Here is a 13038-nt window from a genome sequence, read left to right as displayed (position 1 = left end):
GCCGCGTCGTGGAGCCGAGCCTCACCTCGCGCGACGCGACCCTTCGACTCGGGTGCGCACCAAGAACGCGGGAGGACCGCCAAGGGGGTCAAATCTCCACTTCGCTTGACAGCTATGGCGGCTGCGGTGTCCGCCTAGCCGATAGCGTTTACCGCGTCGGCCCACGTGCTCGGCGGGATCCCCAGCATGGCTCTGATCGGTCCCGCCGCGTCGACCAGCTCGGGCCAGCTCATCACTCGTCTCCACGTGTAGTTCTCGATCTCGAGGCAAGGTTTCCAGTACATACACAGCCGTAATGTCAAAGCGACGGCTCGCCTCTTTCGAACTTGGTCGAAGCCGATCTCGACGCGTGAACGCGGCCTGCTGCCCTTTGTGTCAATGGACACCCAGTTTTACGAGTTAGCGCGACACTCAGATTTACGGGTCGGTGTCGTTCCGCGACTGGCCAGGACCGGCGCTGCGCGGCGCCCGCAGGCTGCACAGCGCCTTGCTGCTTGAAGAACGCGAGAGGGATGGGGGGCGGGATGGCTTGTGGATCGCGCGGGCCAGCGTCACGCCTCCGCCCGACGTAAAGACTCCTCAAGGTCGCGCAGCCGGTAGGAGCGGCCCTTGATGCTCAGAACGTGGGCGCGGTGAAGGAGGCGGTCGAGGATCGCCGTCGCCAGGACCTCATCGCCGGCGAGGAGTTCGGTCCAGTCCCGGATGCTCTTGTTGGTGGTGATCAGCATGGCGCCGCGGCCGTAGCGGTAGGTGACGAGGCGGAAGAACAGGCTGGCCTCCTGACGCGTCATGGGCTCGAACCCAAGCTCGTCGATGATCAGGAGGGCCATGCACATGTAGCGCCGCCGCCGGACGCGCACCGGCGGGGTGGCGGCGTCGGCCTTGAGCGCGGTCATCAGCTCGTCGAAGCGGTAGTAGAGGACCGAGAACCCGAGCTGAACGGCCCGGACGCCGAGGGCAACGCAGAGGTGCGTCTTGCCGACGCCCGGCGGGCCCTGCAGCAGAACCGTCTCGGCGTTGCGGATCCAGGCCCCCGTTGCGAGGGTGTCGATGCGCGAGCGCTCGATTGCAGGCTGAAACGCAAAATCGAAGTTCTCCAGCGTCTGGCCGAGGGGCAGGCCGGACAGCTTGAGGGAGGTGGCGACCCGGCGCGTCTCGCGCCCGGTCAGCTCCGCGTCGAGGAGATGCTCGAGGAACTTGTGGGGCGGGGTGTCTTGGCCGACCGCTTGGCTGAGCAGCTGGTCGAGCTGCTCGGCGGCGTAGCTGCACCCGAGGGCCTGCAGCTTCTCTCGGGTCGTGTCGATATCGAGCCGTCCGCGGGGCGTCATCGGGCCACCTCCGCGAGGGCGGCGTAGAACTCGATCGACCGCATCGGCGCCGGCAGGGCGGCGAGCTCCTGGATGCGGGCGCCCATCCGGCCGAGGGGCGGCGGAGCGATCACCTCCGGCGTGCTCGGGCCGTCGTAGTGGCTCTGGAGGAGAAGGACGCGCCGGCTGGTATGGCGGTCGTGTCGGGCGATCCGCTCGCCTCCCTTCCAGACCTCCACGGCACCGGCGACGCCGCGGACCTCGACGGTCTGGCCGACAAAGCGGAACGGGACACTGTACTGGCGTCCCTCGAAGGCGACGAGGCCGTCGGTCCCGACGCGGGCGAGCACGGCGGCGTCGAAGGGCTCGAACAGAGGATCGGGCAAGGGCGTGAGAACGTCCCGTTCGGCGCGCCAAGCGTCCTCCACGCTGGAGCCGGTGGCCGGACAGATCCGGCGGATGGCCCGGGCCTCGAGGCGCTGGTCGGTCCAGGCCTGCAGGGCGGCGACGTCCGCGAAGTGCTCGCCGTAGGGACTCAGCGAGAGGCGCTGGTCGGCGATCTTCCGCTCGACCTTGCCCTTGCAGCGCGGCTGGCGGGGCGGGCAGGCGTCGACGTGAAACTTGAGGGCGTTGGCGTATCGGCGGTAGGTCGGGTTGATAACGCCCCACGCGCCCGCGCCGCGCACGACCGCCGTCTTCTCGTTGTCCACTCGCACGGTCGCGGGTACGCCCCCGAGCCGCTCGAAGGCGCGGGAATGGCAGCTCAACCAGGACAGCATGGTCTTGGACGGCGACCAGATGATCGCCTCCATGCGGCTGAAGCTCAGAACCATGTGAAGCGCCAGGAGATCGGTCGGAGCCCCGTCCACCCACACGCCCGGGAAATGCGCCCAGTCCACCTGTGCTTGGGCACCGGCCGGCGTCTCCACCCGGCGCCGGACACGGATCGCCGGGGCCGGGTAGGTCCGCTTGTAGTAGCGCTGAACCGACTTCAGGCTCCCGGCGTAGCCATACTCAGTCTGCAGAAATTGGTGCAGGGCAACGAGGTTGACGCGGCCGGCCTGGCGTTCCCGCCAGGCGTCGATCACCTCCGAGAGAGCCGCGGCCTTCAGGGCCTGACGCGAGCGCCCGTCGACGATGGCTCCCTCGATCCGCTTCAGATGATAGCGGACCGTCCCCTCGCTCACCTGCAGGAGCCGAGCGATCTCGCTCTTCGATGTCCCCCGTGCCGACAACGCCCTCATCGCCGAACGAGCCTCCGCCTCAAGCCGGCTCATGCTCCTCTCCCTGCCCCACCGCGGAGCTGGGATCAGGCCTCAGCCGGAGGCGACGACGCGTGAATCTGGGTGTCGCCTTAAGCCGCTCGTCTCACGTCTTCCGACACCTTTGCTTAGAATGAGCTGCTGACCGTTCTGGCGGCCGATCAAGTCCGCTGCGCGCACCACGTCGGAGCGCACTACTGTGTCGTGGCAGTCCAGCCTGCATAGATCAAGCTGAGGCTCTGCGAGCAAATGCATGTCCATCACGTAGTCGGAGGCATATCTCCGGCTCATTGCGGGCATATCTGCTGTCGGCGCATCAGCGCCATGATCATTGGCCCGGTCGAAAACTCACCCATCTGAGCGCGGGCGGTCAAGTTGCGCAGGTATCCGCCCGGGCTCTTGATCTCCTCAACGCGCTGCAGGATCGCCGCGATCGTCACTGCAGCATCGACCTCGCCCATGGCTCCCTTCGCCTCTTCCCAAGCGCTCGGGCTAATCCCGAGCATGCTCCGCACCATCCCGGCCGTCGCGACGAGGTCATGCCACGCTTTGATGCCGTGTCGGTCGTACATCGCGATATCGGGGCATGCCTTCAGGACCGAGCCCAGCGCAAAGCGCATCGGCTTCTGCCCAGGCGCCCTGGCGGGGGCCGGTTCAAGATTCACAGAAGGTTCTGGTTTTGAATTCTGATAGTGCCGCTCGGTATGGCTGTCATTGCCGCTCATATCCACAGCATCAGTGTGGGTTTCCAACAGCTTGCCCACCTCGATCGCCAAGGCCTGAAGGTCCGCCGCCAGTGGTTCGAGCATCGCGGCCGCAGCTAGCCTGGGCAGGCGGTGGCAGAGACCGGCGAATTTCGATCGGATCGACGCCCAGTCCGCCGGGATCCCGGCCTCGGAGCCAGCCAGCAGCATTTTGCCGATGTCGCGGCGCAGGATGGTCACGCGCTCGCGTGCCATAACGGCCTGCCGGCGTTCCTGCTGGACATCCCCGGCCATGCGCTCCAATTCGGCCGCCCTTGCCACCAACGGCGTTAGATCGAAGCCGAAGGCAACCTGGGTAGCCCCCTCCCCTCCCCTACGGACATATCGTTTGCCGTTCGGGCTATCACGACGGATGATTAGGCCAGCCGACACCAGCGCCTGCAGCTGACGCCGTAGCGTGGACTCGGCCATGCCATGCGCCCGGATCGCGAGCAGTCGGTTGGACGGGAAGACGATGAGGTCCGGCCCTGGTGTCATCGCCGTCTCGGGCAGGAACGTTAGCAGGGCGTTCAGAACCGCCAACGCGCGGTCGGAGATCCCGAGGCGATCCCGGCATTCGGTGATGGCCCGGAACACCTTCCATTTGTGAGCCGGCTTATCAGTTGGGCATGCGCGGGCTTTCGCTTGGCTCGCCACCTGAGCAAGCGTCAGCGTTCGCCGCCCGAAGGGCGTCGTTGGATGATCCATGTTCCTTGCCTCTGCTCAGGCAAAGGAAATCCGCTCGCCAAAACGGCGTCTGACTCTTGACGGCCATGTGCGGAAGTGCGATTCTCTGAGTCGCCAAACTTGGAGAAGGGCTTCCGGGACGAACGTTCTGGGGGCCTTTTTCTTTTGCCTGGGTTGCTCCGGGTTAGAGGTTTACGGGGTACGCCACACCATCAAGGGCGGGCCATCACGGGCCCGCCTTGAATTCCGCATAGAGATCGCGCAGGCGGGTCAGCACGAACTCGGCGAACTCGGGCGATTTCCGCCGGTCGATCGTCAGAGACACGCGATCCTCGTCCTGTGTGACCTTCGCAAGCGTCTCGCCGCTCGACGTAAGCCAGCTTTCCGCTTTGCCCCGTGTCGCTTGCGTCTTCGTCGCAGCGATGACCTGTTTGAACCTGATTTCGCTCTCCAGCGCCGCGAAGGCAGGGTCCGCAATAGTGCTCCGGACAGCCGTCGCGGTACCGTCTTCCGCCATCAAAGCGACTAGTTCGAGCCAAGCCCTCCGGCCAATGCCAGGAGCAGGACCGATGGCATTGATGACCTCCTCGGGGATCCTCGTTGCGACTGAAAGCATGTTCGAGAGGTCGCTCTTGTAGATCGACATCGCGGCCATGATGGTGGTGCGACTGAACCCGCGCTGCTCCAGCCGGCGCGCGAACAGCGCCTTTTCAACGTAGGATAGATCCTCGCGCTCGTGGTTTTCCTGCCCCTGCGCGATGACCAGTTGCTCGTCCGTCAGCTTGCGGACCACGGCACGGACCGGTAGGCCGAGCGCCATCACAGCCCTGAGACGGCGATGGCCGAACGCGACCTGATACCGCCCCTCCGCTTCTGGATGCGGACGCACCAAGATTGGGTTGAGCTGCCCGTGGTCGCGGATCTTCTCTGTCAGACTGGTAAGCGCCTCCTTCGATACCGGCATGCGGTCGGACACGAAGGACGGATCAATCAAGGCCGTGTCGATCTCAATAATGACTTGGCCTTCAGTTAGCTTCCTTTCGACTTCCTCGGCGCGCCTAGCCCGTTCACTGACCTCGCCCAGAGATTGGCCGATCGCACCAATCGGCCCGGCGGCCGTGTCCGTAATCAGCTCTGGAGATCCAAGGATGGGCCTTGCCCGCATACGATTAGCGACCGGAGGGGGCGCCTCAGCGGTGGGCTCATCGCGCTTCGTAAGATTGGCTAACAGCACTTTTCTGCTCAAGCCGCCCTCCCCCAAGCCTTTTTGATCTGGGCTTCGATCTCAGTGTTCACGTTGGTCACGGACTCCACCGCTCGGTCATATGTCGAGCGCGTGAACTGTTGGCGCTCGACTTCGAAGATGGTCTGGTTCGTCAGCCCGGCGTCCGAAATTGCCGTGCTCTTCAGCATTGGGTGGATCAGGACGTGCTCTCCGAAGATCGACCGCAGGAACGCAACCATCTGGTTCTGGGGCCCGTCCCCCGGCTCGAAGCGAGTGATCAGGTATTTCATCCAATCATAGGAAGTCGAAGCACCATGGCGGCTGACCTCGTCGAGGAGGTCACCTGTCATCTGCAGGAACTGGCTCATCGACATCACGTCCAGCATCTGCGGATGGACGGTAATCAGGACGGAGGTCGCGGCCGTGAGCGCGGAAAGTGTCAGGTACCCGAGCTGCGGCGGGCAATCGATGACAACGACATCGTATAGGTTTTGCGCCTGTCCGATGGCCTGCCCGATCCGCGCGAAGAACAGCGTGTCGCCAGTCTGACGCCGGAGGAGCGCCTTTGGCGTGTCGTGCTCGAACTCCATCAGCTCGAGGTTGGCTGGGATGATGTGCAAATCCGGAATGTACGTCCCGCGCACGATCTCGGCGATAGGACGGCGTTGATCGTCGTACCGAATCGCGCCGTACAGCGTCTCGTTGGGGCCAACATGCGTTTCTGGCTGATGGCCGAACAGCGCGGATAGACTCGCTTGCGGATCAAGGTCAATCGCAAGAACCCGATACCCATGCAACGCCAGGTGCTGCGCAAGATGGGCGGCCGTTGTCGTTTTCCCGGAGCCGCCCTTAAAGTTCATGACCGTGATCACCTGCAAGTGCTCGGTCGGACCACGATGAGGCAGATACCGGCGGCTCCCGCGCGTGCCCTGATCGAGACGCTTTCGCAGCTCGTAGATGTCCTCAACAGAATAACTTCGGCGCCCGTTCTTGAGTGCAGGTGCGACCCCATTCTCTTCGGTCGCGACCTGTCTCAAGTAGGATTCATGGATGCCCAGCAGCTTCGCCGTCTCAGCCGGGCTGAAGGGGCGAATGGATTTTTCAGCTTCCGGTGGGAAGATGCTTCGGTGATGCGCTTGCAGCTGCGATGACAGCTCGGCACCGTGCCGCTGCACGAGCTCTTTCAATTCTGAAGGGCGGGTAGAGGCGGCTTGCGCCGCTGACCTTGCCTTCTCCGCACTCATCTCGGTGTCCGTCGCCAGAATCACTTTTCGACGCAGAATCGGGAAAACTGCGCGACTGGCAGGGTAGGAACGATTCTGGATGATTGGCAAGTGACTCAAGAGCAACGATTCAACGGATTCTTTTGGGAACCTCTGCCACGTTAGCCGCGGCTAACGCCGCGGGCCCGAACTCCGGTTAGCCGCGGCTAACTGGAGATCCAACGACTTGATGGGCCGCTCAGGCACGGCCTCAGCAACGTGTAGACTGAACTAGCATTCGAATCGCTCTCTGAAGGAGTAGAGTGCCTTGCCTGAACGATCGATCAGCAAGAGTCCTGCCGCGACCTATAGGGCTTGAAGGCCGGTGCGAAGCCGGCAGCTCTGCCCAGGAGCAGGATCACGCCAGCGACGAAGTGCTGGCCGCCAGGGTTGCAGGCAAGCGCTCACGGTCTCGGGCGTGGCGGCGGGAGCGGACTTTTTAGGCGAAGGGGTGCTCGACCGCACACGGCTAGGCAGGGAGAACGAAGCTGCGCTTGGAATAGGGCAGAGGCACGACAGTCAGCGCGATCCTGTGTTCAGCGGCGGCCTCCGCTGGCCGCTCGCCCTACCGCCCTTGTCCAAGAAGGCACGGTCCGCGCTGTAACAAGTGCGGTATCTAGGATTAGCTACGCGAGGTCGGAGGCATCGCAGCCGCTGCAAAGCTGCCCTTGTGCGCTGCGGGCACTATGCGTCGAGAGGGCAGACGGAGCCTCGGCACGATCCCAACTTCTTGGATGTGCTCGCGCACGAGGCGCATATGCTCGGCGTAGAGTTCCCCTCCCTTGGCAGGTGTTCGACCAGGAATTTAGCGGCGGTTGCTCCTGGTCTAGACATTGGCGAGCACGATCAGCGGAGAAGCGCGGCGATACAGTCGTGCTCGACAACCTGCCCGCCCACAGCAAAGGGCTTTGATCCGCCCAAGGCTGCCACGTTGAGCGGATTTAACGTCTCGTTCCTGGCACCATGAGTTGTGGCGGTTCGCACGTTTCCAAAAATATAAGGAGTAAAGCGTCGCCGTGTTGAATTATCGGACAGCTTGCACTCGCCCAACGTGAAAAGTTTATCTGCACCACGCGGGAGTGGTCGAGCAGAGCTAATGGCCAAAGATCACTTCTCCAGCTCCCCTCCTCAGCGCAGCGTCAAGGCGTGCCCGTCTCCTGATGCAGCTCGCCTCCGCGCATCAATCGTCGCGCGATGTCAGCCGTCTGCAATGCCGCCCTTTGCGTCGGTGAATGGGCTGCAAGATACTGGGCAACCGCGACGAGGATGTTCCGTCCAGCGTCGGTGTCGCCCCACACCGTGAACTGGCGGATTTCGGCCTCCAGCATCTGATAGGCATGAAAGCCTGCATCTTCGCGTAGCACGGCACCTGCGAGCGTAGCGATCAGAGCCTGTGACGAGTGGCCGAATGTGAGATGCCGGGCCACGAGCCTCGCCGCCTCATCGACCTGTTGCTGCCGGTTGAAGGCATCGAGCAGGGTGGCACGGATGGTCTCCGCCTCGGTAGGCAGGTCGTCGAGATGCTGGTCGTCGTCGCCCGGGATGCGGGCCGGCGGTACGTTGAGATAGCGGGTCAGGTACAGGGCCATCGCTCCGTGCAGGATGGCACGCACGGCCGTGGTGCCACCATTTGCGCTGGCGGTTTCGATTCGGTTGAGCAGCTGGTGGACGGCGTTGGCGTAGGTGAAGACGTGGTACGCTGCCTCCCAGTCGGCGTGCTCGTTGGCGTTGCCGAAGCGCGCCACCCTGAGCGCCCCGTAGGCGAGCGACCGACCTAAGTCAGCCGGGGAGGCGCCTACCCGGATTGCCGCCTTGAGCGCGTCCGTGATCTCGACGGGATCGTCACCGAGCAGCGCTTGGGCGAGCGCAACGTGGTCCGACCAGCCATTGTCCCGGCTGGCAGTAAACAGCTCCGGCAGTTACCTGGCTGTCTCGTCGCAGAGCGCAGTCAGATCAACGGGCTGCCGCCAATCGGTTGATTCCTCGGCACCGCGGGCTGCCGCCATCTGGCCGACCACGGTCGGCAGCACCGCCGCCGCGTGCTCCCAGCCGATCAGGTCGAGGCATTCGAATGCCTTGTTGATGAAGTCGAGCGAGTGTCCGCTGTCGGCGAACGCCCGCTCCGTCTCGGCCGCGAGAAGCAATTCGGCGAGTACGGGAGGAGAGAGCCCGGCCGCGATTGCCTGTGAGCATGGTGCGCTCGGCCGCCTCGCGATGGCGAACGGCGACCCAACGCCCCAGCCAGCGCTTGAGCACAGCCGCGTCAAGTCGGCTTCCGAGCGCCGCCCGTTCCCGCCGCGGCGCCGCGCCGTCGCAGTCCGCCGCCACGTGGCGTCCGCCATGGAACAAGGCGAGGTAGGCTTCCTCCTCCGGCAGCACGGGCAGGAGGTTGGCGAGGGCCGTGAGGATCGTGAGACCCACACCCCAGCCGTCGCGGTTGCGCGCCCCGAACAGCGCGACTTGCCGCACGATGTCGGCCCGCGGCACCTCGGCCGCGAGCTGACCTTGCACAGCCTTAGCGATGACGAGGCTGAGGTCGTGGGCCAGGCCGTCGGCCAGCCGCTGCTCCCAGTGGCGTGCCGGGTCGGCATGGGCGAACTCGGTCTTCACCCAGACCTCTCCGTCACGCACCTCGACCGGGCAGACCGGTACATCGTCCGCCCACAGGTCGAAGGTGCAGCCGCTTTCGAGAGCGAAGCGAGCGTGGTGCCAATGACAGGTCAGGATGCCATCTTCGACGCTGCCGCGTTCGAGCGGGAAGCCCATGTGGGGGCAACGATTGTCGAGGGCGACGACGCGTCCGCGGTCGTAGATCACGAGGATCGGACGATGATGACCGTGCATCACGATCCGCCCCTTCGCCCTCAGCTCCTCCAGACTCCCCGCGCGCGAGAATTCCGTGTTCGGCGCCTGCATGAGCTTGCCTCCCGCAGCTGCGCTGGTGTTCTGAAGCAGACGAATGTAGCAACCATCCACACTTGCGATGCGCTTGGGCTGCGACTCCGTCAAGGCAGCCTGCTAAAGCAAGGTCTCGCCGCCGCGCCGGTTGGAATGTGAGGTGGCGTAGTCTCCGGGACGCATCATCGCGGGAGCTGAGCTGCAGCTGCAGGAGGGGAGGGGGCTTCCATACCTTAGGCCGCTACCGTGGCGCTCCACCGAGCGTGCAGCCTGCGCATCGAAGGTAAGAGCTACACCAGCGCCTTCGCGAAGCTGAAAGCTGCTCACGCTTTCATCCATACGACGTGGACCCGTTTGAACAGCAAGGAGGCCGGGCAGCAGCCTGCCAACTCCGCTGGAGGGTTCAAGGCGGGTTGGCCCGCGTTGGTCTCGAGTTCGCGAGGTCCGAAGTGGTGGGCTCAATTCATCGCACTCGCATCTCCCAGTTGCGAACGAAACGGACCAGCCTTCAGCCGGATCGCAGGTAGGTCGCCAGCGCACCCGCTCGTGCAGATAAGCTCAGCTATAAATCAGGCAAAATCCGGCTTCGCTGCTAACAATGCTAAGCTAGTTAACACTTTGTTAACCATCGAATCTGATCATTGAGCCTCTTGCAGGAGGCGGCGATGACGCGGTCTCAAAAGCTTCGGCTCAAGCGCTGGATCATGCGAGAGCTCGATCGAGCTTACCCAAAGCACCTGTTGATCCTTCTCAGTACGCTCACTTGGCTGCGCCTGAAAATCTAATCTGTGGTCGGGACGAACCTGCTCGGTAACCCGCACGAGGAACACACGTCGTCGACCTGGTGCTTGCCGGAAGAAGGTCGACACTCGCTCTCAATGATCCCGTTCAAGCGGTCGCCCTCCGCGTCCAATGAGGCCAGCTTTCACGGGCCTGTTGAATTTCCGTCCCATAGTTTGCCAAATCATGCTATGATCGCTTGGATGTAAGAGGAGGCTGATCATGGCCTCGGAAAAGAAGCGCGGCAATCGCGAAGCCAAGAAGCCGAAGAAGCCGGTGCCCAAGATCCTTGCAGCAGCACCATCGACGAAGGACGTGGTCAGCGCTGCCGTGAAATCGGCTAATCGGAAATAGGCCAAGCACCCACCTCGCGCGTGCCAACGAACCTGATAGCTCCTGACTGCTGCGGCGAGGGAGGTACCATTCTGCGTCCGTAGGTGGGCAGTTGTCCAACTCTACGACCACGTGGCTGGTTGAGGACGGTGCGGACACCTGGCAATCGGGTCCCGGCCATCATCAGGCGCGGACAAAGCCTACGCTGCAGGCTTAGTCACCCCATGGGTCCGTCATGAGCGTGCCGGTCCTCACGCTAATGTTCATCGCAATGTCGGGGGCCGTAGCTCCCGCTCCGCTCTGCCTCCTTCCAAGCTCCGACGTCAGATTCCAAGGACCCTTGCGGGAGGTGAAGCCTGCCAGCGAGGGCGCCTGTAAAGGCCGGCGCTGCTCAACCGATTTCGCTCTGTCGATGGAGTTGAAGGAGCGACCTGCGGGCACACCCGAGCAGCGCCTACGCGGCGAGATCGTCCGGAACGAACACCCTGGCGGAGCAGGGCGAATCATCGGGCCTGTCCACCATGTCGGCCGTTTGTGGACGGCCCGGTGGGATCGTGGCTTCGTCAGTCTCATCGAGGTCGGCGACCATGACCTGTGGCTCTGGCTCGTCTCACCCACGCGCCCCGACGAAGCAGGTGGGGAATGGGAGGAAACTGGGCTCGGGTTAGGCGATAGGCAGGCCGCTGCTAGGCGGCCTGCCCGCGCAGTTTGAAGGTGGCCTGAGCTCAGAAGTCCATGCCGCCCATCCCACCCATTCCGCCGCCCGGCATTGCGGGAGCGGGGCTCTCCTTCTTCGGCGCATCCGCCACCATCGCCTCCGTGGTGACGAGCAGGCCGGCGACCGAGGCCGCGCCCTGCAGGGCCGTGCGCACGACTTTGGCCGGATCGACGACACCGGCCTGGAGCAGGTCCACGTACTCCTCGGTCTGGGCGTTGAAGCCGTAGGTCTCGGAACCCGTGTTGTTGGAGACTTGGCCGACCACGATCGAGCCCTCAACGCCCGCGTTCTCGGCGATCTGGCGGATCGGGGCCTCGAGCGCCTTCAGCACGATCTTGATACCGGCCTGGACGTCGGCGTTGTCGCTCTTGAGCGCGGCCACGGCCGCCTGGGCCCGCAGCAGCGCGGTGCCGCCTCCGGGCACATGACGCTGCTTGCATTGTCGCGCGAAGCAGGGGCAAGCGGGCTTGAGCCGGGATAGGGCAGGGGACGGTGTCACGCCAGGTGGTGGGCAGGTCGGCCTGGGTCGGAGTAGGGCAGGGGGCTCGCAGCCGGTCTCCGACACCCTGCACCAGTTTCCACTCGAGATCGTCCGCCGTGCCGTCGGCTCCGCCTGCGCTTCACGCTCAGCGACCGCGACGTGGAGGAGCTCCCGGCCGAGCGTGGGATCAGCGTCGCCTCCGAGGGTGTCCGATGGTGAGTGGCTCGTGATTTGCTGCTGACCACGCTTGCGTCAACACATGAGCGAGTCTCTGCGCCCGGTTCCCACGGCCGATCAGGTGACCCTCAAGGCTCTGTCGACGCGCCGGCGCCAGCTCACCGAGTTGATCGCCATCGAGAAGACCCGGCTGGCCCAGGCCCTCGATCCGATGATCGTCGACAGCCACCGGGCCGTCCTCCAAGTCCTGACGCAGGCTTGTGCCGAGGTTGAAGCCGAGCTCGACCGGCGCATCGCTGCCGACCCGGCCTTGGCCCGTAAGCGCACCATCCTCACCTCGATCCCGGGGATCGGCCGGCGCATCGCCGGCGTGCTGATCACCGATATGCCCGAACTTGGACGGATCGACCGCAAGGCCGCCGCGAGCCTGGCTGACATGGCTCCTCATCCCAGCCAGAGTGGGGCGCATCCCGGCCGCCATGCCATCGCTGGCGGCCGGCCGTGCCTGCGGACAGCCTTCTACATGGCGGGCATGGTCGCCGCACGCGCCTGTCCGGCTTTCCGAAAACCCTATCGCGCCATGAGAGACGCCGGCAAACCAGCCAAGCTTGCCATCGTGGCCACAGGGCGACGCCTCGTGACCCTGGCGAATGCTCTCATCCGCGACGACAAAACCTTCGACCAGAGCAACCTGTTGGCTTGTGAAGCAACGTCCGGGACGGCCCCCCTGGTGACAACGGGCGCGGCTACAACGGGCTTTATGATCCGGGGCGTGCGGGCGGGGCGGTCACCTCGGCGCTCTGCTGGGGGCACGCCCGCCGCGGCTTCTTCGAGTTGGCCGACATCGTCGCCCGAGCGCGCCGCGGCTCCGGTGCCGCGCCCGTGTCGCCGATCGCACTCGAGGCGGTGGAGCGCATCCACATCCTCTTTGCCCTCGAGCGCGAGATCAACGGCTTGAGCGCGGACGAACGCCGCCGGGTTCGGCAGGAGCGCAGCCGGCCGGTGGTGGAGGACTTGCACGCCTGGCTCGGCGAGCAGCGCGCCCAGCTCTCGCGTTCGTCGGCGGTCGTGCAACCCATCGACTACATGCTCAAGCGTTGGACGCGCTTTGCCGCGTTTCTGGATGACGGGCGGATCTGTCTGTGTAGAGTCGGCGACTGGCGCG

At 64.5% G+C, this 13038-nt stretch carries 10 protein-coding genes and 3 pseudogenes; 4 read left to right on the top strand and 9 right to left on the bottom strand.

Annotated elements, in window-relative coordinates:
* Window positions 1-134: 134 nt before the first annotated feature.
* The 8 genes from repC (MFF61_RS34125) to MFF61_RS33655 all read right to left on the bottom strand — a co-directional run bounded on the left by repC (MFF61_RS34125) (window position 135) and on the right by MFF61_RS33655 (window position 9495).
* Complete coding sequence (repC, locus tag MFF61_RS34125; protein ID WP_353960075.1) at window positions 135-284, bottom strand: replication initiation protein RepC; 150 nt, start codon at window positions 282-284, stop codon at window positions 135-137.
* Window positions 285-551: 267 nt separating this feature from the next.
* The gene (gene istB, locus MFF61_RS33685; RefSeq protein ID WP_238242205.1) at window positions 552-1328 is read right to left on the bottom strand and encodes an IS21-like element helper ATPase IstB; all 777 of its coding nucleotides are present in this window, start codon (window positions 1326-1328) and stop codon (window positions 552-554) included.
* Window positions 1325-2551, bottom strand: a complete 1227-nt coding sequence (gene istA, locus MFF61_RS33680) for an IS21 family transposase (protein ID WP_238242203.1) — start codon at window positions 2549-2551, stop codon at window positions 1325-1327. Before istA ends, istB begins: the two co-directional genes overlap by 4 nt.
* A gap of 305 nt (window positions 2552-2856) precedes the next feature.
* Window positions 2857-4020: a plasmid replication protein RepC gene (gene repC / locus MFF61_RS33675; RefSeq protein ID WP_238242202.1), complete on the bottom strand. Its 1164-nt coding sequence runs from the start codon at window positions 4018-4020 to the stop codon at window positions 2857-2859.
* Window positions 4021-4225: 205 nt separating this feature from the next.
* A complete protein-coding gene (repB, locus tag MFF61_RS33670; protein ID WP_238242201.1) occupies window positions 4226-5245 on the bottom strand; it encodes a plasmid partitioning protein RepB in 1020 nt (339 codons plus the stop codon).
* Window positions 5242-6468, bottom strand: a complete 1227-nt coding sequence (gene repA, locus MFF61_RS33665; RefSeq protein WP_238242200.1) for a plasmid partitioning protein RepA — start codon at window positions 6466-6468, stop codon at window positions 5242-5244. The genes repB and repA overlap by 4 nt, the downstream gene beginning before the upstream one ends.
* 1157 nt (window positions 6469-7625) lie before the next feature.
* Window positions 7626-8231, bottom strand: a complete 606-nt coding sequence (locus tag MFF61_RS33660; RefSeq protein ID WP_238242199.1) for a hypothetical protein — start codon at window positions 8229-8231, stop codon at window positions 7626-7628.
* Window positions 8232-8439: 208 nt separating this feature from the next.
* A complete protein-coding gene (locus MFF61_RS33655; protein WP_238242198.1) occupies window positions 8440-9495 on the bottom strand; it encodes a Rieske (2Fe-2S) protein in 1056 nt (351 codons plus the stop codon).
* Between the two features lie 891 nt (window positions 9496-10386).
* Between MFF61_RS33655 and MFF61_RS33970 the strand changes: the two genes are divergently transcribed.
* Window positions 10387-10518: a hypothetical protein gene (locus MFF61_RS33970; protein ID WP_283206073.1), complete on the top strand. Its 132-nt coding sequence runs from the start codon at window positions 10387-10389 to the stop codon at window positions 10516-10518.
* A gap of 704 nt (window positions 10519-11222) precedes the next feature.
* On the opposite strand, the gene MFF61_RS33650 is transcribed toward MFF61_RS33970, so the two are convergent.
* Window positions 11223-11714, bottom strand: coding sequence for a TCP-1/cpn60 chaperonin family protein (locus MFF61_RS33650; RefSeq protein WP_283206072.1), 492 nt, complete (start codon window positions 11712-11714; stop codon window positions 11223-11225).
* Between the two features lie 67 nt (window positions 11715-11781).
* Here MFF61_RS33650 and MFF61_RS34120 point away from each other — a divergent pair.
* The 3 pseudogenes from MFF61_RS34120 to MFF61_RS33640 form a co-directional block, all read left to right on the top strand.
* A pseudogene (locus tag MFF61_RS34120) lies at window positions 11782-11909 on the top strand (IS6 family transposase); the annotation flags it as partial.
* 31 nt (window positions 11910-11940) lie between these two features.
* A pseudogene (locus tag MFF61_RS33645) lies at window positions 11941-12615 on the top strand (transposase); the annotation flags it as partial.
* A 44-nt stretch (window positions 12616-12659) separates the two neighbouring features.
* Window positions 12660-13038: pseudogene (locus MFF61_RS33640) on the top strand (IS66 family transposase); the annotation flags it as partial.

The organism is Methylobacterium isbiliense, assembly GCF_022179325.1.
Lineage (GTDB): Bacteria > Pseudomonadota > Alphaproteobacteria > Rhizobiales > Beijerinckiaceae > Methylobacterium > Methylobacterium isbiliense.
Note: the sequence above shows the minus strand (reverse complement) of the source record. Positions and strands in the feature narration are given on the sequence as shown.